The 22,824-nt window shown below is 61.2% G+C and carries 23 protein-coding genes; 14 read left to right on the top strand and 9 right to left on the bottom strand.

Annotated elements, in window-relative coordinates:
• The first annotated feature begins 2 nt into the window (after positions 1-2).
• The 6 genes from AB8B31_RS31135 to AB8B31_RS31110 are packed head-to-tail and all read left to right on the top strand — an operon-like array spanning position 3 to position 6,145.
• On the top strand, positions 3-983 hold the full coding sequence (locus AB8B31_RS31135) for an ABC transporter permease (protein ID WP_018246111.1): 981 nt from the start codon (positions 3-5) through the stop codon (positions 981-983).
• On the top strand, positions 983-1,885 hold the full coding sequence (locus tag AB8B31_RS31130; RefSeq protein WP_018246110.1) for an ABC transporter permease: 903 nt from the start codon (positions 983-985) through the stop codon (positions 1,883-1,885). The genes AB8B31_RS31135 and AB8B31_RS31130 overlap by 1 nt, the downstream gene beginning before the upstream one ends.
• Positions 1,882-2,697 carry an ABC transporter ATP-binding protein gene (locus AB8B31_RS31125; protein WP_018246109.1) on the top strand — a complete coding sequence of 272 codons (816 nt, stop codon included), beginning with the start codon at positions 1,882-1,884 and terminating at the stop codon, positions 2,695-2,697. Before AB8B31_RS31130 ends, AB8B31_RS31125 begins: the two co-directional genes overlap by 4 nt.
• A complete protein-coding gene (locus tag AB8B31_RS31120; RefSeq protein WP_018246108.1) occupies positions 2,694-3,620 on the top strand; it encodes an ABC transporter ATP-binding protein in 927 nt (308 codons plus the stop codon). Before AB8B31_RS31125 ends, AB8B31_RS31120 begins: the two co-directional genes overlap by 4 nt.
• A gap of 11 nt (positions 3,621-3,631) precedes the next feature.
• A complete protein-coding gene (locus AB8B31_RS31115; protein WP_018246107.1) occupies positions 3,632-4,102 on the top strand; it encodes a GNAT family N-acetyltransferase in 471 nt (156 codons plus the stop codon).
• A 21-nt stretch (positions 4,103-4,123) separates the two neighbouring features.
• Positions 4,124-6,145, top strand: a complete 2,022-nt coding sequence (locus tag AB8B31_RS31110; protein WP_032980956.1) for a beta-N-acetylhexosaminidase — start codon at positions 4,124-4,126, stop codon at positions 6,143-6,145.
• Between the two features lie 100 nt (positions 6,146-6,245).
• Here AB8B31_RS31110 and AB8B31_RS31105 read toward each other — a convergent pair whose 3' ends face one another.
• Entirely contained in the window at positions 6,246-6,710 is a 465-nt protein-coding gene (locus AB8B31_RS31105) for a winged helix-turn-helix transcriptional regulator (RefSeq protein ID WP_018246105.1), read from the bottom strand.
• A gap of 90 nt (positions 6,711-6,800) precedes the next feature.
• Between AB8B31_RS31105 and AB8B31_RS31100 the strand changes: the two genes are divergently transcribed.
• Both AB8B31_RS31100 and AB8B31_RS31095 read left to right on the top strand, forming a co-directional pair.
• Entirely contained in the window at positions 6,801-7,616 is an 816-nt protein-coding gene (locus AB8B31_RS31100) for an oxidoreductase (RefSeq protein ID WP_018246104.1), read from the top strand.
• A 50-nt stretch (positions 7,617-7,666) separates the two neighbouring features.
• Positions 7,667-8,668, top strand: coding sequence for an NADP-dependent oxidoreductase (locus AB8B31_RS31095; RefSeq protein WP_026188732.1), 1,002 nt, complete (start codon positions 7,667-7,669; stop codon positions 8,666-8,668).
• A 106-nt stretch (positions 8,669-8,774) separates the two neighbouring features.
• On the opposite strand, the gene AB8B31_RS31090 is transcribed toward AB8B31_RS31095, so the two are convergent.
• Complete coding sequence (locus AB8B31_RS31090; RefSeq protein ID WP_018246102.1) at positions 8,775-9,515, bottom strand: helix-turn-helix domain-containing protein; 741 nt, start codon at positions 9,513-9,515, stop codon at positions 8,775-8,777.
• A gap of 277 nt (positions 9,516-9,792) precedes the next feature.
• Here AB8B31_RS31090 and AB8B31_RS31085 point away from each other — a divergent pair, with 277 nt between their 5' ends.
• A complete protein-coding gene (locus tag AB8B31_RS31085; protein ID WP_018246101.1) occupies positions 9,793-10,704 on the top strand; it encodes a DMT family transporter in 912 nt (303 codons plus the stop codon).
• Between the two features lie 140 nt (positions 10,705-10,844).
• On the opposite strand, the gene AB8B31_RS31080 is transcribed toward AB8B31_RS31085, so the two are convergent.
• From AB8B31_RS31080 to AB8B31_RS31060, 5 genes are all read right to left on the bottom strand, one after another.
• On the bottom strand, positions 10,845-12,047 hold the full coding sequence (locus AB8B31_RS31080) for an ROK family transcriptional regulator (protein ID WP_018246100.1): 1,203 nt from the start codon (positions 12,045-12,047) through the stop codon (positions 10,845-10,847).
• Between the two features lie 184 nt (positions 12,048-12,231).
• Positions 12,232-13,431, bottom strand: a complete 1,200-nt coding sequence (locus AB8B31_RS31075) for an MFS transporter (RefSeq protein WP_018246099.1) — start codon at positions 13,429-13,431, stop codon at positions 12,232-12,234.
• Between the two features lie 163 nt (positions 13,432-13,594).
• Positions 13,595-14,371 carry an SDR family oxidoreductase gene (locus tag AB8B31_RS31070; RefSeq protein WP_018246098.1) on the bottom strand — a complete coding sequence of 259 codons (777 nt, stop codon included), beginning with the start codon at positions 14,369-14,371 and terminating at the stop codon, positions 13,595-13,597.
• A gap of 39 nt (positions 14,372-14,410) precedes the next feature.
• A complete protein-coding gene (locus AB8B31_RS31065) occupies positions 14,411-15,274 on the bottom strand; it encodes a MurR/RpiR family transcriptional regulator (protein ID WP_018246097.1) in 864 nt (287 codons plus the stop codon).
• 22 nt (positions 15,275-15,296) lie between these two features.
• The gene (locus AB8B31_RS31060; protein WP_018246096.1) at positions 15,297-15,686 is read right to left on the bottom strand and encodes a RidA family protein; all 390 of its coding nucleotides are present in this window, start codon (positions 15,684-15,686) and stop codon (positions 15,297-15,299) included.
• Between the two features lie 111 nt (positions 15,687-15,797).
• Between AB8B31_RS31060 and AB8B31_RS31055 the strand changes: the two genes are divergently transcribed.
• The 5 genes from AB8B31_RS31055 (at position 15,798) to AB8B31_RS31035 (ending at position 20,049) form a co-directional block, all read left to right on the top strand.
• The gene (locus AB8B31_RS31055) at positions 15,798-16,280 is read left to right on the top strand and encodes a hypothetical protein (protein WP_018246095.1); all 483 of its coding nucleotides are present in this window, start codon (positions 15,798-15,800) and stop codon (positions 16,278-16,280) included.
• 30 nt (positions 16,281-16,310) lie between these two features.
• The gene (locus tag AB8B31_RS31050) at positions 16,311-17,786 is read left to right on the top strand and encodes a M81 family metallopeptidase (RefSeq protein WP_018246094.1); all 1,476 of its coding nucleotides are present in this window, start codon (positions 16,311-16,313) and stop codon (positions 17,784-17,786) included.
• Positions 17,787-18,887, top strand: coding sequence for a D-TA family PLP-dependent enzyme (locus AB8B31_RS31045; protein ID WP_018246093.1), 1,101 nt, complete (start codon positions 17,787-17,789; stop codon positions 18,885-18,887).
• A 321-nt stretch (positions 18,888-19,208) separates the two neighbouring features.
• Complete coding sequence (locus AB8B31_RS31040) at positions 19,209-19,562, top strand: ArsR/SmtB family transcription factor (RefSeq protein ID WP_018246092.1); 354 nt, start codon at positions 19,209-19,211, stop codon at positions 19,560-19,562.
• Complete coding sequence (locus tag AB8B31_RS31035) at positions 19,549-20,049, top strand: SRPBCC family protein (RefSeq protein WP_018246091.1); 501 nt, start codon at positions 19,549-19,551, stop codon at positions 20,047-20,049. Before AB8B31_RS31040 ends, AB8B31_RS31035 begins: the two co-directional genes overlap by 14 nt.
• A 160-nt stretch (positions 20,050-20,209) precedes the next feature.
• On the opposite strand, the gene AB8B31_RS31030 is transcribed toward AB8B31_RS31035, so the two are convergent.
• Together AB8B31_RS31030 and AB8B31_RS31025 are read right to left on the bottom strand one after the other, a co-directional pair.
• A complete protein-coding gene (locus AB8B31_RS31030) occupies positions 20,210-21,343 on the bottom strand; it encodes an ABC transporter ATP-binding protein (protein WP_026188731.1) in 1,134 nt (377 codons plus the stop codon).
• Positions 21,344-21,545: 202 nt separating this feature from the next.
• A complete protein-coding gene (locus tag AB8B31_RS31025; protein ID WP_018246089.1) occupies positions 21,546-22,751 on the bottom strand; it encodes an ABC transporter substrate-binding protein in 1,206 nt (401 codons plus the stop codon).
• Positions 22,752-22,824 lie beyond the last annotated feature (73 nt).

Genomic DNA, 22,824 nt, shown 5'->3' with positions numbered 1-22,824 from the left:
AAATGCGCGTTTCGAGCCGGCGCCTCGGCGTCTATGCGGTCGCCCTGGCGTTCGCCATCGTCATGAACTTCATTCTTCCCCGGCTCATGCCGGGGAGTCCTGTCGATGCCATGGTCGCCCAGCTCGGCCCGCGGGCAACACCTGCCGCCGTCGAGGCGATCAAGGCGCGCTTCGGCGCGGTCGACCAGCCGATGCTCTGGCAGTTCGTCGATTACGTGAAGGGGTTGGCGACCCTCGATCTCGGCGTCTCGGTCAAATATTACCCCCAGACCGTCGTCCAGGTTCTTGGCCGTTCGACGCTCTGGACAGTCTTCCTTGTCACCACCGCGATCATCTTTTCGCTCTGCGTCGGTGTCGTGCTCGGCGCGATCTCGGCCTGGCGTCGCGGCGGACGCTTCGACACGATCGTCTCGCCGCTCTCCGTGATCATGATTTCGGTGCCGCCTGTCATCGTGGCACTGACGACACTTTTCGTCTTCGCGGTCTCACTGCGCTGGTTTCCGGTGGGATATGCCTATGATCCCAACCTCGATCCCGCCTTCGATTTCACCTTCATTGGCAGCGTGTTCGCCCATGCGATCCTGCCGGTCCTGACGCTTTCGCCGTTCCTGATCGGCGAATTCCAGACGACGATGCGCTCGTCGATGATCTCGGTACTCGGCGAGGACTATGTAACCATGGCGCGCGCCAAGGGGCTCAGCCACCTCACCGTCATGTTCGGCTACGGCGCACGCAATGCCATGCTTCCCGTTTTGACCAACCTGGCGCTGATGCTCGGCGCCGTCTTCGGCGGCTCGATCGTCACCGAGATCGTCTTCAACTATCCGGGGTTGGGACTGACACTTTATACTGCGAGCATCGCCCGCGATTATCCTGTCATCCAGGGACAGTTGCTGCTGATGACGCTCGCGACGCTGGGTGCCAACTTCCTCGTCGACATCATCTACGGGCTCGTCGATCCCAGATTGCGGGAGGCCGTATGATGAGCTTTACGCTGCGGCCCATCCTCAGGCAAAAGAAAGCGCTGGCCGGCCTCATCATCATTGTGGCTCTGTGGCTGATGGCGCTGTTTGCGCCGATCGTTGCGCCCGGCGAACCGGGAGCGCGTGTCGGGCGCTCGCATCAACCGCCGTCGATCGAACATGTCATGGGCACGACGAAGATGGGGCGAGATGTCTATCGCCAGTTCGTCTGGGGCGCCCGTAGCTCTCTCTCCGTCGGTTTTGCCACGGGCATTGCCATCACCGTTCTCGGCACGGCCATCGGCCTCGTGGCCGGTTATGCCGGAGGCAGGACCGATGCGGTGCTCGATCTTGCGACCAATGCCGTGCTTGTTGTCCCCAACATGCCGCTGCTGATCCTGCTCGCCTCCTTCGCCGGGACGGTGGGGCCGATGACGATCATGGCGATCATCGCGCTGACCTCCTGGCCCTGGGGCGCCCGCATGACACGCTCGCAGACGATGGCGCTTCGCAATCGTGACTTCGTCACTGCCTCCAAGATGATCGGAGAGCCGGCCTGGCGCATCATCTTCGTGGAAATCCTGCCGAACCTGACGACGCTGATCGGCATCAACCTCGTCGGCAGCATCATCTATGCCATCGTTGCCCAGACGACGCTCGAATATCTGGGCTTTGGCGATCCGCTGAAGGTCTCCTGGGGCACGATGCTCTACAATGCCCAGAATTCCTCGGCGATCATGGTCGGCGCATGGTGGGACATCGGGGTGCCGGCAGTTGGCATCGCGCTGACGGGGCTTGGTCTTGCGCTTTTGAATTTCACCTTCGACGAGATCGCCAATCCGCAGCTGCGCTCCGGCCCGGCGCTGACGCGCTGGTTCCGCCTCAACCGTGCCCGCAACAGGGAACTGGAGCTTGGCCGATGAGCGACAATCTTCTGGAAATCGAAAAGCTCAATGTCGATTACCTCATCGACAAGGGAGAATTCCGCGCCGTGAAGGAGGTCTCCTTCAATATCGGCCGCGGCGAGATCTTCGGGCTGGCGGGTGAATCCGGTTGCGGCAAGAGCACGATTGCCTATGCCATCACGCGTCTTTCCAAGGCGCCTGCCTGGATCAGCGGCGGCAGCATCCGGCTGGACGGACAGGATCTCCTGAGGCTGCCCGAACGCGAGTTGCAGAAAATCCGCTGGAAGCGCATCGGCATGGTCTTCCAGAGCGCGATGAATTCACTCAATCCGCTGATGCGGGTCGAGGCGCAGTTCCATGACGTTCTGCGCCGACACACCGGTTGCTCGCATGAGGAATCAAGGGCTCGCGGCGAGGAGATGTTCCGCCTCGTCGGCATCCCCACACATCGCATCGGCGACTACCCGCACCAGTTCTCCGGCGGCATGCGCCAGCGCATCGTCATCGCCATCTGCCTGGCGCTCAGGCCCGAACTCATCATCATGGACGAGCCGACGACGGCTCTCGACGTGGTCGTGCAGCGGGAGATTCTCGAGCAGGTCGTCGATCTGCAGCGGACCTATGGTTTTTCGGTGCTCTTCATCACCCATGACCTGCATCTGATGGCGCAGCTCTGCCAGCGCATCGGGGTGATGCTGAAGGGCGAACTCGTCGAAGTGGGCGATGTTCGCCAGGTCGCTCAAGCGCCGCGGCACGAATATACCCGCAAGCTTTGGAATGCCATTCCGCAGCTTCCGGGCAATCCGCATCTATCGGGAGTCTTGGCATGAAAGCGGAGGCAAATCCTGTTGTCGCCGACGCGGTGATCCGGCTCGAAGACATCAAGCGTAATTTCGGCCCGGTACATGCGCTGAAAGGTGTGTCCTTCTCGCTCTTTCCCGGGCGGGCATTGGCGCTGGTCGGCGAATCCGGCTGCGGCAAGACGACTTGCGCCCGCATCATCGCCCGCTTGGACAAACCGACGGGCGGCAGGCTGTTTTTCCGCGGGCAGGATCTGACCGCCCGCGGCGAGGCGAAGGATGAGCATCAGTACCGCAGGGAGGTGCAGATGGTCTTCCAGGATCCGTTCTCGTCGCTCAACCCAGCCTTCACGGTCAGCCATCATCTGGCGCGGCCACTGCAATTGCATCGGCAGAGCGGCTCCAGGGCGGATCTTCCCGAAGAGATTGCCCGCCTGCTGGCAAGCGTCGGGCTGGAGCCCGATGTGACCAGGCAGAAATTCCCGCATGAACTCTCGGGCGGGCAGCGGCAGCGTGTGAATATCGCTCGGGCGCTGGCCGTCGCGCCGAGCGTGCTGGTTGCCGATGAGCCGACCTCGATGCTTGATGTCTCCATCCGCAAAGACATTCTCGATCTGCTCGCGAAAGTGAAACGCGAGAATGAGCTCGCCATGCTCTATATCACGCACGACATCGCAACGGCCGCACATGTGGCCGAAGAGATCGTCGTCATGTTCGCCGGCCAGATGGTCGAATGGGGCGACACCGATGCGGTTCTGTCCGATCCGCGCCATCCCTATACAAGATTGCTGCTTTCAGCCGTTCCAGATGGCAGCCGGCCGTTCGTGACGGGCGGAAGCGCGCGTTTCCTCGAACAAGCGGAAAAGGTACGCTCGCTCAGCCGTCCGGAATCGACTGTCGTCGAGCAGGTCGGCTCCAATCATTTCATACGCGCGCTCGGCGTTTCCGGCTGAAGGATGGCAAAGTGGACTACCTGGTAAACCTTTCCACCCTGCCGCAAGATACGCAATCGCCCGAGCGAATGGCCCGCGAGGGTGTGACGATCCGCCGGGCTCTGCCGCCGGAATTCCGGCTGATCACTGGCTGGATCGCAGAACAATTCGGTGAGGGATGGGCGAGCGAGGCATCCGTCGCGATGACCCGCCAGCCGACGACCTGCTTCATCGCCACGCGCGAACAGAAGCTCGTCGGTTTTTCCTGCCATGAAGCGACGGCACGCGGTTTCTTCGGACCGACCGGCGTCGACGAAGGCCTTCGCGGGCTCGGCATCGGCCGGGCATTGCTTTTTGCCAGCCTGAACGACCTGACAGCGATGGGCTATGCCTACGCGATCATCGGCGATGTCGGCCCTTCTGCCTTTTACGAAAAGGCCGTCGGGGCCATGCCTATCCCCAATTCCGCTCCCGGCATTTACGCCGGAATGCTCAAGACCTGATCTTCAGAAGGAAGAGTGACCATGTCCATTTCGCGACCGAAAGCCCTGCGGCTTGAAACCCTTTGGAATCCGCCTGCTGATGGTAAGGAGTTTTCCTATGTCCTGCGCCTCAAGAACCTCGGCACCGAGCCGCTTTCGAATTTCTCCCTCTGCGTGAGCGGCCCGGGCCGTGTCGATCCGGCGGGTCGCGTCGAAGGCGCGACGGTCTCACAACGGCTCTCGAATTTCACCGAATTCCAGCCGCCGGCCAATTTCGTTCTCGGCGCCGGCGAGACGTGGACGATTTCGGTCTACGCGTTGAGCTGGCAGTTCCGCCACTGGACGGACGGCGCGACGAGCGGCTATCTCGCGCTTTCTGATGGCAGCACGATCGTGCTCACCATCGAGCCGACGCGATCTTCGGTCAGCAACGCACCATTGAAGCGTGGCGCCGAGATCTATCCGGTTCCCATCAATGCGCCCGTTCAGGTGTCGATCATCCCCTGGCCGAACCATGTGTCGGTCACTTCCCGCCGGCCGCTGCCGGCCGGTTTTGCGCCGCAGGCGCAGAGCGCTGAAGGGGAGGCGGCAGCACGCAGTTTCGCAGCGCTGGTCGAGCATCTCTTTGCCGTCGAGGGCATCGTACGGAGCGAGGCGGAAGGCGCGGTTCCGGTTGCCCTGAAGGATGCCGCCAGGTTCGGGCCGGAGGCCTATCGACTGAGCTTCGAGGGTGAGGTGATCACGATCGAGGCAAGCAGCCGGACCGGCTTCCTCTACGGTCTCGTCACGCTCGGCCAGATCTGGCGCGGTGCAAGGCTGCATCCCGAGGTCTTCCAGTTTCCGGCCGCCGGCGAGATCGTCGATGAGCCGTCGATGGGTTGGCGCGGGCTGCATCTCGATGTCGCCCGCCAGTTCTACGGCGCCGCCGAGGTCAAGAAGCTGTTGGCGGTGCTTGCCTGGAACAAGCTCAACCGCTTCCACTGGCACCTTTCCGACGACGAAGCATGGCGCGTCGAGATCGACGCCTATCCTGATCTGACCGCGGTCGGCGCCTGGCGCGGCCACGGTCTGGCCGTTCCGCCGCTGCTCGGTTCGAGCCCGGCCCGCACCGGCGGCTATTACACCAAGGCCGCCATCCGCGAGATCGTCGCCCATGGCAAGAGCTTCGGCGTGGAGATCGTGCCGGAGATCGATGTCCCCGGCCATTGCTACGCCATGCTGCAGGCGATACCGGAGCTGCGCGATCCGGCCGAGGTCGGCAGCTATTATTCGGTTCAGGGCTTTCCCGACAATTGCATCAATCCGGCCCGCGAGAAGACCTATGAGATCATCGAGACGATCCTCTCCGAGCTCATCGAACTCTTTCCGTTCAAGATCATCCATCTCGGCGCCGACGAAGTTCCGCTTGGCGCGTGGTCCGGCTCGCCGGAAGCGCTCGAGCGCCTGCGCAGCGCGGCCGGCAACGAGGTTGCCGATGCGCATGCCAAACGGCTGAACGTCGTGACCAATACCCACGGCGCCGACGACATCCACGGCTCGGGTGCCGCCATCCTGCAGGCGGAGTTCCTCAGCCGCGTCCAGCGCTTCCTTGCGAGCAAGGGCTGCATCACCGGCGGCTGGGAAGAGGCAGCCCATGGCGATGTCATCGACAAATCGAAGAGCTATCTCTGCAGCTGGCGCAATGTCGAGGTCTCGGCCGAACTGGCCGAGCGCGGCTACGAAATCGTCGTCTGCCCCGGACAGGTCTACTACCTCGACATGGCGCTCAGGCCCGACTGGGATGAGCCCGGCGCCAGCTGGGCGGGGACTTCGGATGCCGAGAAGCTCTACAATTTCGATCCCATCGGCGGCTGGACGGCGAGCCAGAAACAGAAACTCCTCGGCATCCAGGCCTGCATCTGGTCCGAGCCGATGACGGATCGCGCCGTTTTCGACCGCCTCGTCTTCCCGCGCCTTTCCGCACTTGCCGAAACGGGCTGGACAAAGCCGTCATCCAAGTCGTGGGAGCGTTTCAGGGCGCTCGCAGGACTGATGCCGCTGCTCTACGGACTGCAGCAGTCGTAGCGCTCGGGATCGGCGCCGCGGGCTTTATTTGAGGATCACCCTTGCCATCGCCGGAGGCGGTGATGGCGGGGGATACTGACATCGGCTTCAAGGCGAGTTGTCAGGTGGCCGCTTCATCTGCCCCGGGCGGTTGACATTCGGGTGCTGCGATACGAATAGGACGTGTTCCAATCGGTGCGCCGGTCGCGCGGTCGATGGTGACGGGATCGACCTCCGTTCCGGTTTCGGCGTCGAAGAAACGGGTGACGTCGCCGCCGCCGCGGTACTTGCGGCCCCAGGCACCGATCGCAAACAGCACCGGCAAAAAGTCGCGGCCGGCTTCCGTCAGCACATATTCGTCGCGCGGCGGACGCTCGGAATAGCGACGCTTTTCCAGCAATCCTTCCTCGGTCAGCGATGACAGCCGCCCCGTCAGCATTGTCGGGACGATGCCGAGGCTTTTGCGAAATTCATCGAAGCGGGTCAGCCCCGCATGGGCGTCGCGCATGATCAGCATGCTCCACGCATCGCCGACGAGCGCCAGGCTACGGGCGATCAGGCAGGGCTGTTCCGAAAGATTCTTCATGTCGATATCTTTTTAGTAGTGACTTGCTATCGATTTGATAGTAACAGAATGCGCATAGACATTCCACGACAAAAACGAAGGCAGACGTCAATGAGCAAGAGAGAACGCGGCATTGCCCTGGTCACCGGGGCTTCCTCCGGCATCGGGCTGGTGACGGCGAAGGCGCTGCGGCGCGACGGTTACCGGGTGTTCGGCACCAGCCGAAAGCCGATGGCCGACACCGCCGATGGGATCACCATGCTGGTCTGCGACGTCATCGACGATCGATCCGTGCAGAGCGTCGTCGACGAGATTCTGAAGCGCACGGGACGGATCGATCTTCTGGTCAACAATGCCGGGATCGGCCTGCTCGGCGGCGCCGAGGAATCGACGACGGCGCAGGCCAAAGCCGTATTCGACGTCAACGTCTTCGGCACGATGCGCATGACCAATGCAGTACTGCCGGTGATGCGGCGGCAGCGCAACGGCCGGATCATCAACCTGAGCTCGATCCTTGGGCTGATCCCGGCGCCCTTCAACGCACTCTACGCAGCGACCAAACACGCGATCGAAGGTTATTCGGAATCCCTCGACCATGAAGTGCGCACACAGGGCATCCGCGTCGTGCTCGTCGAACCTGGTATCACCCGCACCTCGTTCGAAGAGAACATCACGCGCCCCGACCGGCCGCTTGCCGTCTATGATGCGGTGCGCGCCGTTGCGGAGAAGCTGATGCGCGAGATCGTCTCAAAAGGAGATGCGCCCGAGGTGGTCGCCGCAACCGTCGTCAGGGCCGCCAATGCGCCATCGCCCAAGAGACGCTATACTGCCGGAAAGGCGGCAGGACAGGTCCGCTTCATCCGCCGATTCCTGCCCGAGTCCTTCGTCGACAAGAGCCTCCGGAAATTCAACAAACTTCCCGGTTGAGCCTGCCTTACCGCATTTCCGGCGCACCACAAAAACGAAAGTTCGCCATCATGAAAGCATTCCTGATTGATCGCTACAAGAAGGGCGGCGCCCTCAGGTTCGGCCAGAGCCCTGAACCGCAGCTGCGCGAGAATGACGTCATGGTCGAGATCCATGCCGCCAGCGTGAACCCACTGGATGGCAAGATCCGGGACGGAGAGTTCAAGCTGATCCTGCCTTACCGGCTTCCATTGGTGCTCGGCAATGATGTCGCTGGTGTCGTGGTTCGGGTGGGCGCCAATGTCCGGCAGTTCAAACCCGGCGACGCGGTCTATGCGCGTCCCGGCCAGGATCGCATCGGCACCTTCGCCGAGTATATCGCCATCGACGCTGGCGATGTCGCGTTGAAACCCGCCAATCTCAGCATGGAAGAAGCCGCATCCATTCCACTTGTGGCGCTGACCGCATGGCAGGCGCTGGTCGAACGCGCCAAACTGCAGAAGGGGCAGAGGGTGCTGATCCATGCGGGCTCCGGCGGCGTCGGCACTATAGCGATCCAGCTTGCCAAACATCTCGGCGCCCACGTGGCGACGACCGTGAGCACGGCAAATATCGATCTGGTGAAAAGCCTCGGCGCCGACGTGGTGGTCGATTACAAGAAGGACGACTTCGACAAGGTGCTGAAGGGCTATGACGTCGTGCTGAACAGCCTCGGCAAGGATACGCTGGAGAAATCGCTCGCCGTCCTGAAGCCCGGCGGCAAGCTGATCTCGATATCAGGTCCGCCCGATCCCGATTTCGCCAGGGAAAACGGCTTCGGCTGGCTGCTGCGGCAGGTCATGCGCTTCTTGAGTTTAAGCATCCGGCGGAAATCGAAACGCCGGGGGATCGGCTATTCCTTCCTCTTCATGACGGCAAATGGCGCGCAGCTCGGCAAGATCACCTCGCTGATCGAGGCGGGCGCCATCCGCCCCGTCATCGACCGGGCCTTCCAATTCGAGAAGACCAACGAGGCGCTGGACTATGTGGAGACAGGCCGCGTTAAGGGCAAGGTCGTCATCGCGGTGAAGTAGACCCGGGAAGGCCGAGGAGCCCTCGGTTTAGCCGAGCGGCTTTTGCAGGACGTCGAAGCGCGGATTGGTTTCGGAAAAGAGAAGGGCGGTCGAGCGAAGGGGCTCTTCACTGTCGTTGCCGATAGGCAGAGGGTGTGACGCCTGTGCCCAACTTGAATGCCCGTGTCATGTGGCTCTGGCTGCTGAAGCCGCAGGCCGAAGCGATCTGCGCGATCGGGTCCATGCCTGATAACATCGATTTGGCGCGCTCGACCCGCCGGTGAGCGACCCAGCCATGCGGGGACACACCATAACTTGCCCGGAACATCCGCTGAAAATGAAAGGCGCTGAGCTGCCCGATCGCCGCCAGATCCTGCAATCGGATTGTCTCACCGAGATGGGCCTCGATATACTCCAGACTCCGGCGCCGCACATGAGGAGCGAGCCCGCCGCTGATCGCGCAGGGACGCATCCCTCCGTAACGGGGATCGACGAAGAAATCATTGATCGTCTGTGCCATCGCTTCTTCAGCCTGCAGATGACCGCCCGCCACCATCGCTTGCGTCATCTGCCAAAGCGTGCGCGCCAAGGCGGGTGCATCTGCGAAGGTCACTTCGGGAAGAGCCATGAGCCGAGCATCGCGGTCAAACGTCTCCGCAAACATCCGCCGCATCTGGTCGTCGGGAACATACAGATGGACGAATTGGGAGAAGTCGGTGATTTCCCATTCGGACGAGTGCTCCTGTGGCATGATGCACAGCACTCCCGGACGGCCGCGAACGGCGGGGCTGCCATCTAGACGACGCGTTCCGGCGCCGCCTTTGAGATAAAGACTGAACGTATGACCGTTCGGCCGCTGATAGCTCATCCTGTCGTGTGCATTGCTCCAGATGGCAGCTGATCGCCCGAACCCCAAATCGATGGACTGTGACATCCGCGCAGTGGGAGATGCTGACAAAAACCCGAAAACCGAGGGGTGACTATATTTCACCAATTCTTCCCCACACCTGACCATGCCGCGCGAACAATACCGGCGGACGACCCGCATGGCGAGCCGGAAGTCCGGGCAAATCGATTTGATAGCAAGAATCTGCAAGAGGCCTGCTCACGGTTCGCCTAATGGTCGGGAAAACGAGGATCACTCCATGGCAAATGCCGCTCTCTTCATCGCAACCGTCCTCATATGGGGGACGACCTGGATCGCCATTGCGATGCAGGTCGGTCCCGTGCCGGTCTTGGTCTCGGTCTTTTACAGATTTGCGGTCGCAGCAGTGATCCTCGTCGCCATCCTGGCTGGCATGCGGCGGCTCAAGCTCCCTGCCTTGCGCGATCAACCTTTCATCCTTGCGCAGGCGCTCTGCCTGTTCAGCCTCAATTTCATCTGTTTCTACAACGCCGCCGCCTCTATCCCGTCCGGGCTAATCTCCGTGATCTTCTCACTCGCAACGATCTACAATGCCGTCAATGCGCGCCTCTTCTTCGGCGACCGCATTACAGGCCGCACGCTTCTCGCAGCGGCGCTCGGAGCAACCGGCCTTCTCCTGCTTTTCGGACAAGACGTTGTCGTCAATTTCGATATGGGCACGTTGAAAGGGATCGGGCTCGCAGCGCTTGGCACGCTGTTCTTCTCGCTGGGCAATATGGCATCGCGTCGAAACAGCGCGGCCGGAATCTCACCGCTGATCGCCAATGCCTGGGGCATGACCTATGGCGCGGTCGTCCTCCTGTTCCTGATTGCCGTGACGCAAACGCCGATCGTGGCGCCGCCCAACATCACCTATCTTGCCGCCCTGCTCTATCTCGCGGCGATCGGATCGGTGGTCGGCTTCACCACCTACCTCATGCTGGTGTCCCGGATCGGCTCCTCACGCGCTGCCTATGCCACCGTCCTGTTCCCGATCGTCGCCCTGTCGTTGTCGACGGTTTTCGAGGGCTACCACTGGAGCGGCCTGGGCCTGATCGGTCTGGCGCTGACGCTTCTCGGGAACGTGGTCATCTTTGCGCGACCTCTAGCCCGCCGCCCGGTGCAGGCAGATGCAAGGCTGCCGGCAGGCTGATGAGGGGCCGGCTCGGCAATCTCCCGTGACGAGGTGTACTAGAGCCTTTCCGTTTTTCTCCGAATCACGGAAATGCTCTATCTCTTTGTTTTCACGCAATTCCGGACGCAAAACCGCTACCCACTTTTGCTGGAATTGCTCTAGCCGAGCGGCTTTTGAAGAACGTCGAAGCGCGGATTGGTTTCCGAAAAGATCGGCAGGGCGGCGGCGCCGAGGATCGCCGTATCCTTGCCGGTCATGCCGATCATGACGCGGGGCAATGTCCGCTTCTGGTTGGGGTCGATCGGGGTGTGCAGCGGCTCCAGCCGCTCGGCAAGCCGAAGCATCAGCGATGTCGAAATGCTGCCTCCAAGCACGATGGTCTGCGGATCGAAGGCCAGTTCCAGAAAGTCGACGGTCTGCCGCAGCGGCTGGACGGCCTGATCCAGCCAGGCGTCGAGACCTTCGCCGCCCTTGGCGATCAGCGCATCGAGATCATCGGGCGAAAGCTCCTCGGCGTTGGCAATGCCCATGAATTCGTAGGCGACCGTCAACGAGATGTAGCGATCCAGACAGCCGCGCTTACCGCAGCTGCAGAGCTTGCCTTGCGGTTCGACGATGATATGGCCGATCTCACCGGCATTGTTGCGGCTACCCTTGTAGAGGTGACCATCGAGGAACATTCCGGCGCCGATGCCGCCTCCGCCGGCGAGGAAGAGATAGACGAAGCTGCCCAAACCGCGGGCGACGCCGTGAAGACGCTCGCCGATCGCTGCTGCCGTCGCATCGTTTTCGACGAGCACCGGCACCTTAACCCGCTGTTCCAGCTCATGCCCGACAGGAAAACCCTGCCAGCCGGGCAGGTTCAACGGGCTGAGAGAGGTGGTGCCGCCATCGGCATAGCGGCCGGGCAGGGCCATCCCGACGCCGAGCAGCCGGTTCCGATCGAAAACGAAGGCCTGCTGAAGATCCTCGACGATGGACTGAAGAGCCGGCATGGCACGTTGCGGATCTGGATGTTCGACATGGCGCTCGATGCGGGCGCAAACCGCGCCGGAGAGATCCGTCAGGACCCCGCTGGCGCGCTGGCGGCCAAGTTCGAGGCCGATCGAATAGGCACCGCGCGGATTGATGGTGTAGGGAATGATCGGCTGGCCGCGCGCCAGCTTCTGCGCCTCGGACGGGACAAGAAGGTGCGATCTCTCCAGTTCCTCGACGATATTCGACACGGTCTGGGCAGTCAGCGCCGTCATCCGGGCGATCGCTGCGCGCGACAAGGGACCGTTCGTGCGGACAGCCTCAATCACCACACGCCGGTTGTGAGACTTGGCCTGCTCGAGATTCGTGCCGGAAATTGCCTTCATGTCGCCTTCAAAGAAATGGTGCGTCACCCTTGTCACAAGACGAACACCGATGAAAGCCACATTCTTCGTCACGTCCCTGGACTAAGCATGTCGCGCAAAACTGTGCCGCGGTTTTGCGACAACGACATGCGTAACAATAAAGACCCAAAGCGCGACAAGCGAATCTGAAAGATCGCGACGCGCTTTAGCGGGCTTTGCCTCTATGCAGGAGGCCGATGATCGCTATCCCCGCCAATCCGGTGACGGCGCTCAGGATCGCGGTTCCCGAATAACCTGTCACGTAGGTGCCGGTGGCAAAGACCAGCGCGCCGATCCCGGCGCTGGCAAAGATATTGACGGAGATCAGTGCACTGCCGAGCCCCGGCCGGTCGGAGATCAGATCCTGCAGATAGGTGATCGGAATGCTGATGATCGCCGACGCTCCCATGCCTGCAAGCAAGGTGAGCGCATAGAGGTGCCACGGCTCGGAGGCAAAGCCGAGCAGGCTGAGGAACACGGCATAGATGATGGTACCAGCGGCAAGCGCCGTCATCTGGCCGGCCTTCCGCGCGATTCGCGACCAGACGATGATGAAGACGACTTCCAGCAATGCGACGATGCCAACGAGAATGCCGACGTCACTCAGCCTGCCATGTGCAGCACCAGTGGCAATCAATGGCAGAAGGGCGTCATTGAGATGCAGCGTGCTGGTGATGAGCGCCACTCCGCAAATATGCGCCGAGATGCGCGGCGAAACCACCTGGCGAAGCGCGCCGAGATAGCTGAGATGATGAGCCGCCGCCATCTCCGTTCCCGCCCGCTTCGGCAGGGCGAAGACGATGATCCCCTGGCAGAGCAGACAGGAAATGCTGGCAAAAAGGTAGGCTGGCAGCATGCTCGATGCGCCAGACAGCAGCAAGCCGGTTACCCCTGGGATCAGCACCCAGGACAGCGAGATCATGGCGCGCACGCCGGAGTTGGCCGTCACCATGTCGCTTCGGTTCATGCCGTGCATCGCCGCGCGCGCATTGGCAAACAGCAGCGAGTTCAGCGCCCCGTAGATCGGCAGCGGCAGCAACCCGCTGATGACGAATATGGCCGCAGTCGGAAAGGCGTAGACCATGCCGTAGCCGACGATGCCGAACAGGCAGGCGCCGATCATCGTCGACCGGTACTCGCCAAGCCGGTCGGCGAGATTGCCGAGCAGAATGCTGATGACGACGTTCACCGCCGCCGAGACGAAACTCAGGAACGAATAGAGGCCGTCGCTCAAGCCCAATTCGCGGATACCCACGACCGAACGGTAAGGTGCGGTCATCGCCCCCGCCATTCCGAAGGTGAAAATGGCGATCATGCTGGCGCGGATCGCCGGAGTGCGGAAGACGTCGGGAAAAAGTCGGCTCATGCGGTCATCGATCAGAAGTAAGCCGGCTTCACAACCTGCTCCTCTCGTCTTCCTCTAGAGAAATTCCAGGAAAAGTGCGAAGCGGTTTTTCGTCCGGAATTGCGTAAAAACAAAAAGTTAGAGCGGTTCTGCGCTTCCATGAAAAGTTGAACCGCTCTAGGTTTCAGTAATGTTCCGATTGCGAGAAGGTTCGCGCGAGCTCGGCCTGGCCGGCCGTGAGGCCGCAATCGACAGGCAGGCAGACGCCGGTGATGGCTGCGGCCTGGGGGCCGGCAAGGAAGGCCACGGCATTGGCAACATCTTTGGGATCGACGACGCGCTGCAGCGGATACCAGCGGCGCGCTTCCTCGAAAACGTTGGGATTGGCTGCCGCGCGTGCTTCCCAGGCCTGCGTCTTCACCGTGCCGGGTGCGACGGCGTTGGACCGGATGCCGAACTTGCCGTATTCAACGGCGACCAGCCGGGTGAAATGCAGAAGGCCGGCCTTGGCGACGCTATAGGCCGGGTGTCCGAAGACATGCATACCGTTGACCGAGGCGATGTTGACGACGGAACCCTTCGAGGCCTTCAGCATGGGCTCGAATGTGCGGAAACACAAAAATGCCGCCTCGAGATTGAGCGCATTGTCCGCCCGCCAGATCTCGGGCGTCGTCTCGTGCAGGCTGGTCGCGCGGGCAGCACCGGCATTGTTGACCAGGGTTCGAACCACGCCGACCTCCGCAGCGCGCCTTGCCAATTCCGCAATGCTCGTCTCGCTGGTCACATCACATCCGACCGCCACGAAGCGATTGTCCGGCCCGAGCCTCGACGCCACGGCAGCCGCAGCCGGAGCATCGATATCGGCGAGCAACACGACATCGTGGTCATCGGCAAGCCGTGCGGCGATCGCCGCGCCGATATCGCCGGCAGCGCCTGTAATGATGGCTATCGACTGCGTCATTTCCTGTCGCTCCCGTTCACAACCGGATTCTCATGGGTCTCAATCTCCAAGCAATTGCCGGTCGTCGCCGTCACGGTGAATGACAAGCTGCTGCTTGATACGCCGAAGCGTGGTCGTCGCCTTGGGCTGAACGGCGTAGGCGACGAGGCTCGACAGGATATCGACCGTCGCGATGTAGGCGATACGCGTCGAGGTCGGGCGATAGATGTTATTGCCCTCGGGAAGGTCGATCGGTACGACGATTTCGGCAGCCTTGGCAACCGGGCTTGCCGTCTGTGTCAGGGCGATCGTCTTCACCTTGGCCTGGCGGGCAAGCTCGAAGGCGCGCACCAGCTCGGTATTGCGTCCCGAGAAGGACGAGCCGATCACGACATCGCCCGGCCGTGCCGCGGCAGCCATCATCAGCTGCATGCTGTGGTCGGAACTTGCGGTGATGCGAAGCCCGAGACGGAAGAGCCGGTTCTGGAGCTCGTCGGCGATCATCGACGAATTGCCGCCCGACCCGAACGCATAGATCATATCGGCCTTGGCGATATGCGAAACGGCGGCTTCGATCGCCGCAAGATCGAGCGAGCGATGCAGGAGAAAGAGCGCGTTCTGGGCCTTGGTGATGATGTCCTGGGCGACATCGGCCGGATCGGTGCTTTTCGATTCCGGTTTCAGATAGCGAACGCCGATATGGGCGGTCCGGGCGAGCTGCACCTTGAAGTCGGAAAAGCTCTCGCAACCGAGCCGCCGGCAAAAGCGGGTGACGGTCGGCGGCGAAACCTCCGCCCGTTCCGCGAGCTCGATGATCGAGGCGTTCACGGCAAACTCGAAATCGTTGACGATGATCTCCGCGATGCGGCTCTCGGAGGGAGAGAGCCTGCTCTTGTCTTCCTGCAGCGTTGAAAAGATATCCAAGCCCGTCCCCCCCAATGGTTCTCTATTTACCCTTCTTCTTATAGGCCACGCAGTCGATCTCAACCTTGCAATCAACCATCATCGACGATTGCACACAGGCGCGCGCCGGTGGATGTTCGCCGAAATACTCCTGATAGATCTTATTGAAGGTCCAGAAGTCGCGCGGATCGTCGAGCCAGACGCCGACGCGCACGATGTCCTCGACGCCGTATCCGGCCTCATCGAGGATCGCCAGAACATTGGCAATCGTCTTGTGGGTCTGGGCAACGATGTTGCCGTCGATGATTTCGCCATCTTCCATCGCAACCTGCCCGGAAACATACAGCCATCCGTCGGCTTCGACCGCACGCGCGAAAGGCAGCGCCTTGCCGCCGGCGCCCGTTTGAACAGTGCCATAGCGCTTGATGGGCATGCTGAAGTCCTTGCAAATTATTTTCTTGATAAGTTGACAAATGACCATAGAAAGCAGAATTTGACCAGTGAAAAACGCGATTTATGAAAAGAATTTCAATCCGGGGCAGATATGCGCGATCCTTTCAAGAACCCTTTCCCCTCCGACAGTGCCCGGCATGCCATCTGGGAAATGCTCGTTCCGCGCGATATCGATGCCTTTCTCGCCGCCGATTGGTCGATGGTGGCTGGTGATTTCGTGGAAGAGGGCTTCATCGGCATCGATGGCCGAAAGGAAGTCAGCCCCGACAAGTGGCGCCTCGCATTTCCGACGCTGTCTGCCTATCGCCAGGAATGGCTGAGGCAGGCGCAGGATTTCGCCCAACAGAGTTTCGCGGAAGATGCGCGCACGGCGATCTTCACCACGACGACGCTGGAAGATATCGAAATCGAAGGCGACACGGCGCTCGTCCGCAAGAAATTCGACGGCGGCATTTCCAAGCCTGACGGCACCCGAGACGTCATGCAATGGCAGACGCTCTATTATTGCAGGCTTCACCAAGGACGCTGGAAAATCTCAGGTTTCACCGGCTACCTGCCGAACCCGATGGGTTGACGCAGGGCCGACAACACGAAGGCCACTTTCTTGCGCATTTTCACGGCAGCACTGGCGACCGAGACCAACACCTTTTCCCCGATCTGCGTGGATCGTCGCGCATTCGAAGCGTCGCTTTATGCCCCGCCCGGCCAACATCCCGAAACACCGACACTCTGCACCGCGCCGATCACCGTCGGAAGGCGCGTCACTGCTGAAAAGGGTTGGGAGCTGATCGAAGGAACCGCCACCTGGGCCGACCCCGCAGGCCTCGTCAACCGGACGACCTACGAGGAATTGCGTGACGAAATTCTCGGTCAACTCCGCGCGGCAATGCCTGTCGACGCGGTTGTCATGGGCCTGCACGGCGCCATGGTGGCGGCCGGATACGAGGATACGGAAGGCGATCTTCTCTCGCGCATCCGCCAGATCGTCGGGCCTGATGTGCTCATCTGCGCCGAACTCGATCCGCACAGCCATCTCACGGCAAAACGGGTCGCTGCACTCGATTTCGCGGTCTATTTCAAGGAGTTTCCGCACACCGACTTCGTCGACCGCGCCGAGGACCTCTGGCGCATCGCGGTCGAAACGCTCGAAGGCCGGATCAAGCCTGTTATGTCGGTGTTCGACTGCAAGATGATCGACGTCTTCCCGACATCGCGCGAGCCCATGCGCTCCTTCGTCGACAAGATCATGCAGATCGAGAAGGATGATCCGGACGTCCTGTCGATCTCCGTGGTCCACGGCTTCATGGTGGGCGACGTTCCTGAAATGGGAACGAAGCTGCTTGTCGTGACTGACAATAAGCCGGAAAAGGGCGCGGCTTTGGCGCGCGAACTCGGCCTCGAGCTGTTTTCGAAGCGCGGCACCTTCATGGTCCCGCAGATCGACGAGAAGGAAGCCGTCTCACGCGCGATGACCGCCACCGCATGGCCTGTTGTCATTACCGACGTCTGGGATAATCCGGGCGGCGGCACGGCAGGCGATGCGACTGTCATTCTCGGGGAGCTCATGGCCCGCGGCGTCACCAGTGCTGCGATTGGCACCATCTGGGATCCGGTCGCCGTCCAGATTTGTTTTGCAGCGGGCGAGGGGGCAGAAATTCCGCTGCGCTTCGGCGCCAAGTCGGCGCCCGGCACTGGCAACCCCATCGACGGCACCGTGAAGGTCGTCAAGCTGGTGAACAATGCCGAGATGCAGTTCGGCGAGAGCCTCGCACCTTTCGGCGATGCCGCACATATCGTCCTCAACGGCATCGACATCATCCTCAATTCGACTCGCGCCCAAAGCTTCGACCCGAGCCTGTTTTCGGTGATGGGTATCGATCCCGCCAGGCAGAAGATCCTGGTGATCAAATCCACCAACCACTTCTTCGCCTCCTTCTCGAAGATTGCGGCGGAAATCCTTTACTGCTCTGCCGGAACGCCCTATCCCAATAATCCGGCGACGACGCCGTACCAGCGGGCACCGAAGACCATATGGCCGATCGTCGCCGATCCACATGGAACAGAACGCGGAGCCGCCTAGATGCCTGATGCCAGGTTTGCCGTCGTCGCCAAGGCAGGAGACAGGATCGCCGATCTCTCGACGCCGCGTCCTGTGATCGACGAAGACCGGCTGGCAGCGAACATAAGCCGCGTTCAATCCTATATGGATCAGCACGGGCTGAATTTTCGCCCGCATATCAAGACCCACAAGATCCCGGCCCTGGCCGTCGCGCAGGTTGCCGCCGGTGCCAAGGGCATCAATTGCCAGAAGGTGACGGAAGCCGAAGTCTTTGCCGCAGCCGGCTTCGAGGACATCCTCATCACCTTCAACATCCTCGGACCGCAGAAGCTCGAGCGCCTGGCCAAGTTGAACGAGAGAATTTCGGCCCTCAAGGTCGTCGCCGACAGCGAAGTGACGGTCGACGGGCTCGCAGCGCATTTCTCCGGCCACAAGCCGCTTACAGTCCTGGTCGAATGCGATACGGGCGGCGGCCGCTGCGGCGTGCAGACATCAGGAGAAGCGGCCTCGCTCGCCAAGCGGATTGCCGCGGCCGACGGTCTGGAGTTTGGCGGCATCGTGACCTACCCGAAGCCGCAATCGGCGGCCGCCGTGGAAGCCTTCATCGCCGAAACGCTGCGACAGCTGACATCGGAAGGCATTGACTGCCCGATCGTCAGCAATGGCGGAACGCCGAGCCTCTTCGAGGCGCATCTCGTCACCTCGGCCACGGAACACCGCGCCGGCACCTATATCTACAACGATCGCCAGATGGTGCGCATGGGCCATTGCACCGAGGACGATTGCGCCATGCATGTGCTGGCAACCGTCGTGTCGCGGCCAAACGCCGACCGCGCCGTTATCGATGCCGGCTCGAAGGCTCTGACATCGGATCTTCAGGGTTTTAGCGATTACGGATTGATCGTCGGTTATCCCCAAGCGCGGATCAGCAGCCTCTCGGAAGAGCATGGCGTCATCGACCTTTCGAACTGCGCCGGCCCCCGACCACAGATCGGCGAGAAGCTCTTCATCATCCCGAACCACACCTGCGTGGTGTCCAACCTGTTCGATACGATGGTCTTCCACCGGGGCGGCATCGTCACCCGCGTCGAAGAGGTCGCGGCCCGCGGCCTCGTCTGGTAGGAGCCGGTTCCGGTTGAGGGTGAAGTGGCCCTGATCGCCGAAGGTATCGGTATTAGCAACGAGTATCAGAACACGTGCGCGCGGCGGGTGACCTCGTTGCGCCTATGGCGGACATAGACTCAACGGACGAGTGTCCGCTTTGGAGTCGTTAGCAGGCGGACCGCTTTCGGAGAGCAGGCGGCTCGAAGGTCCGCTTTTGACCCGCAGCAGACGATTTATTGCTGCTGCCGCCGCGGTGCATAATCTCGGATGACCGGTACACGGCATGAAAAGTTCGGGACGCTTGCGCTACCTGCGCGAGTAGGTTAGATACTGAACTAGATGGTTCAGTATCTAAGTCCTCCCCTCGATCTCTCGTTTGCGGCGCTATCCGATGCGACCCGCCGCGGGATCATCGATCAGCTTGGGCGAGGGGACGCGTCGATTACCAGTCTCGCGGATAAGTTCCAGATGACGCTGACCGGCATGAAGAAGCACATCCAGGTTCTCGAGCGGGCGGGGCTCGTCGTCACACAGAAGGTCGGACGGGTGAGAACCTGCAAGCTCGGGAAACGCGGCCTCAAGGCGGAGGCCGAATGGATCGAGGCGCATCGCAAGCTCTTCGAAGCCCGCTTCAAAGCATTGGACGAAATCATCAGAGAAATGAAACGGGAGGGAAGCGATGACTCAAGTTAACATTGCAGGTGGTGCGCAGAACCGCACGTCAGTCGAGCGCAGAGGGGATCGCGAACTCGTCGTAACGCGGACATTCAATGCGCCGCCGAGCACGGTTTACAGGGCGTGGAGCCAGCCCGAGCTGTTCCAACGTTGGTGGGTGCCAAAATCGGTATCCGGCGTTTCGCTCGTATCGTGCGATATGGACGTCCGTACCGGCGGCAAATATCGGCTGGAATTCGGCTCCGGCGGTTCGGACACCATGGCCTTCTATGGCAAGTATCTCGAGGTGGTGCCGAACGAGCGCATCGTCTGGACCAACGACGAGGGCGAAGAGGGCGCGATCACGACCGTGACCTTCGAGGACCAAGGCGGAAGGACACTACTGAATTTCCACGAGGTCTATCCGTCCAAGGAGGCGCTTGAGGAAGCACTACAGGGCTCGGCGGCCGCATTGCCGGAGCAGCTGGAGCAGCTCGACGAATTGCTTTCCAGCATAGGCGAGTAGCGCGGGTCGGGAGACTCGCCCCGGGGAACGTCTGCACATAGGGATTCGTGAAATTCCCCGGCTGGGTAATATCTGCCGGCCGGCAGCCGTAATTGCCTCGCGTCTCATCGCCCCTGGACTCGACCCTGCAGGACAAACCGCCGACACAGAACCAGTCGGTTCAGGCCGCCGTCGGATTGATCACGTTCATATCGATTTCGGTGAGTTCCACGCGTCGCTCGAAGGCCACGCCCGCCTCGTCGAACAGGTGGCAATCGACGGCATTGATGCCGGTCGCAACCGGCGCGTCCGCGCGGATGCCGACGCTGCCGGGCAGCATGGCGCAGAAATTCTCGGCCTCGCCGTTGAGCGAGGCGTAAGCGACAGTATTGGCCCCGAGGCGCTCGATGACCGTCGGCGTCACGGTAAAGACGATATCGCCGCCGCCGAGCTGGATATGCTCCGGCCGGATGCCGAGCGTCAAAGCCTTACCGGTCATGCCATCGCGCGGCGTCACCGGCAACAGGGCTGTCTGGCCCTGATACTCCACCTCGACGCCATTGGCGCTGACGCTTTTGCAGGTCACGGGAAGAAAATTCATTTTCGGATTGCCGATAAAGCCGGCGACGAACTGGTTTGCGGGCTTGTGATAAAGCTCCAGCGGCGCCCCCGTCTGGGAGATATCGCCGGAATCCAGCACGACGATACGGTCGGCCATAGTCATCGCCTCGACCTGGTCGTGCGTCACATAGATCATCGTCGCCTTCAACTGCCTGTGCAGCTTGGCAAGCTCGATGCGCATGTCGGCGCGAAGTGCTGCGTCGAGGTTGGAGAGCGGCTCGTCGAACAGGAATATCTTCGGTTCGCGCACGATGGCGCGGCCGATCGCCACGCGTTGGCGCTGGCCACCGGACAACATGCCGGGTTTCTGCTGCAGCCGTTGTTCGAGGTGAAGGATGCGCGCTGCATTTTCCACCTTGGCCTTGAGCTTTTCCTCCTCCATCTTTTCGACGCGAAGCGGAAAGGCGATGTTCTCGAAGACTGTCATGTGCGGGTAGAGCGCGTAGGACTGGAACACCATGGCGATGCCGCGCTTGACCGGCGGCAGGTCATTGACCCTGATACCATCGATGACGATGTCGCCCGCGCTCGTCGCGTCGAGACCGGCGATCATGCGCAGCAGGGTGGACTTGCCGCAGCCTGACGGGCCGACGAAGACGACGAACTCGCCGTTCCTCACATCGAGCTGCACGCCCTTCAAAACTTCGTAGTCGCCATAGAACTTCTGAACTTTGTTGAGAAAGAGCTGTCCCAAAAATCTGTCTCCACCGGCGGCCTTCGTCGCACATTCGATCATCGTTCCTGCATATTCCTTAAATCGGATTCGATTTAGAGATAAAACTATGCAGCAATTCAAAGTGTTACAGCGTTCCCTTGCGGCTCTCGAAAAGACGCGCGGCGCTGTAGGGGAGGGATCGCGGGCTGTTGCCGTCCGCGATCCCAAGGTGCCCAAAAGCTTACTTGAACGCCTCGACTTCGCCAGCAGCCTTCTTGAGCGCCGCTTCAGGCTCGGCCTTACCCGTCACCACGGACTGGATCATCTCGATCATCGAGTTCTGGAAGCCCTTATAGTCGGTGAAGAGCGGCTCGGGACCACCATAGCTGATGCCGTCGATCAAGGGCTTCCAGTAAGGATCCTTGGCGACGAACTCGTCGACCTTTGCGGACGGACGCAGGGGAGTGAGGCCGGCGCCGCCCTGCAGTTCGTATTCGGACTGCACATCGGGCGAGGTGATGAACTTGGCAAATTCCGTCGCCTTGTCCTCCACCCCTGAACCCTTGAAGATCGCCAGGCTGTCGGTGATCAGCAGCGTGCCGGGGCCTTTGGCGTCGGGACCGAGCGGCAGTGTCGTGATGCCCCAGCTGATCTTCGTCTTCTTCAGGCGGTCGGCCGCGCCCGAGCCGGCCTGGATCATCGCGACCTTGCCGTCGAGGAAGATGGCGCGGACTTCGTTCTGCTCGTAGGCCGTCGGGCCTTCTTCGGAGTAGGGAACGATATCCTTGTAGGCCTTCAGCGCAGCAAGAATCTCAGGGCTGTCCAGCGTGACCTTGCCGTCGGCATCGATCACCGCACCGTTGTTGGTGTAAACCCAATGCATGAACTGGTGCATCGTATTGTCGAAGGTCTTGGCGGAGAGACCAAAGCCCGGAATGCCGGTCTTTTCCTTGATGGTCTTTGCCATCTCGATTTCTTCAGCCCAGGTCTTCGGAGGCGTCTCGGGATCGAGGCCGGCCTGCTTGAACAGATCCTTGTTCCAATAGAGCGCCTTGGTAGAGAAGGCGATCGGAACGCCCCACTGCGAGCCCTCGAAGGTGACCGTGTCGACGATGTGCGGATAGTAGGTCTTCTTCTCGTCGTCCGTCATCGGCACCGGAACGATGAGGTCGTTCTGCGCGAACTCCTTCAGCGTGCGCGAACCGACATAGGCCATCGCCACCGGCGTGCCGGCGGCGGCGAGCGTCGTTGCCTTGTCCTGGCACTGCGCCCATCCGACGACCTCGGGGGCGATCTTCCAGCCTGTGTTCTTTTCTTCCCACTGCTTGATGTATTTGGTGTGGACCGGGTCGATCGTGTCGCCGCAATAGATCCAGCTGATTTCCTTGTCGGCCGCCTGGACAGTGACTGTGGTCAGTGCCGTCGAACCGAGCAAAGCGAGCCCCATAAGGCCTGTCTTGATGGTAATGCTCACGTCGTGACTCCCATTCTTGTGTTAGCTGTTCACTCGTTTTTTGGTC

Origin of the sequence: Rhizobium sp. 62_C5_N11_2, from assembly GCF_051811185.1 — a bacterium.
In the GTDB taxonomy this organism is placed as follows: Bacteria; Pseudomonadota; Alphaproteobacteria; order Rhizobiales; family Rhizobiaceae; genus Rhizobium; species Rhizobium leguminosarum.
This window is presented reverse-complemented; position numbering and strand designations above follow the sequence as displayed.

What these genes read in the sequence shown, in the direction of transcription:
- AB8B31_RS31040 (WP_018246092.1), top strand. Translation starts at nt 19,209, where the DNA reads ATGGTTCAGTATCTAAGTCCTCCCCTCGATCTCTCGTTTGCGGCGCTA.
- AB8B31_RS31100 (WP_018246104.1), top strand. Translation starts at nt 6,801, where the DNA reads ATGAGCAAGAGAGAACGCGGCATTGCCCTGGTCACCGGGGCTTCCTCC.
- AB8B31_RS31090 (WP_018246102.1), bottom strand. Translation starts at nt 9,515, where the DNA reads ATGAGCTATCAGCGGCCGAACGGTCATACGTTCAGTCTTTATCTCAAA.
- AB8B31_RS31135 (WP_018246111.1), top strand. Translation starts at nt 3, where the DNA reads ATGCGCGTTTCGAGCCGGCGCCTCGGCGTCTATGCGGTCGCCCTGGCG.
- AB8B31_RS31060 (WP_018246096.1), bottom strand. Translation starts at nt 15,686, where the DNA reads ATGCCCATCAAGCGCTATGGCACTGTTCAAACGGGCGCCGGCGGCAAG.
- AB8B31_RS31125 (WP_018246109.1), top strand. Translation starts at nt 1,882, where the DNA reads ATGAGCGACAATCTTCTGGAAATCGAAAAGCTCAATGTCGATTACCTC.
- AB8B31_RS31025 (WP_018246089.1), bottom strand. Translation starts at nt 22,751, where the DNA reads ATGGGGCTCGCTTTGCTCGGTTCGACGGCACTGACCACAGTCACTGTC.
- AB8B31_RS31105 (WP_018246105.1), bottom strand. Translation starts at nt 6,710, where the DNA reads ATGAAGAATCTTTCGGAACAGCCCTGCCTGATCGCCCGTAGCCTGGCG.
- AB8B31_RS31120 (WP_018246108.1), top strand. Translation starts at nt 2,694, where the DNA reads ATGAAAGCGGAGGCAAATCCTGTTGTCGCCGACGCGGTGATCCGGCTC.
- AB8B31_RS31070 (WP_018246098.1), bottom strand. Translation starts at nt 14,371, where the DNA reads ATGACGCAGTCGATAGCCATCATTACAGGCGCTGCCGGCGATATCGGC.
- AB8B31_RS31045 (WP_018246093.1), top strand. Translation starts at nt 17,787, where the DNA reads ATGCCTGATGCCAGGTTTGCCGTCGTCGCCAAGGCAGGAGACAGGATC.
- AB8B31_RS31085 (WP_018246101.1), top strand. Translation starts at nt 9,793, where the DNA reads ATGGCAAATGCCGCTCTCTTCATCGCAACCGTCCTCATATGGGGGACG.
- AB8B31_RS31055 (WP_018246095.1), top strand. Translation starts at nt 15,798, where the DNA reads ATGCGCGATCCTTTCAAGAACCCTTTCCCCTCCGACAGTGCCCGGCAT.
- AB8B31_RS31110 (WP_032980956.1), top strand. Translation starts at nt 4,124, where the DNA reads ATGTCCATTTCGCGACCGAAAGCCCTGCGGCTTGAAACCCTTTGGAAT.
- AB8B31_RS31095 (WP_026188732.1), top strand. Translation starts at nt 7,667, where the DNA reads ATGAAAGCATTCCTGATTGATCGCTACAAGAAGGGCGGCGCCCTCAGG.
- AB8B31_RS31035 (WP_018246091.1), top strand. Translation starts at nt 19,549, where the DNA reads ATGACTCAAGTTAACATTGCAGGTGGTGCGCAGAACCGCACGTCAGTC.
- AB8B31_RS31130 (WP_018246110.1), top strand. Translation starts at nt 983, where the DNA reads ATGAGCTTTACGCTGCGGCCCATCCTCAGGCAAAAGAAAGCGCTGGCC.
- AB8B31_RS31075 (WP_018246099.1), bottom strand. Translation starts at nt 13,431, where the DNA reads ATGAGCCGACTTTTTCCCGACGTCTTCCGCACTCCGGCGATCCGCGCC.
- AB8B31_RS31080 (WP_018246100.1), bottom strand. Translation starts at nt 12,047, where the DNA reads ATGAAGGCAATTTCCGGCACGAATCTCGAGCAGGCCAAGTCTCACAAC.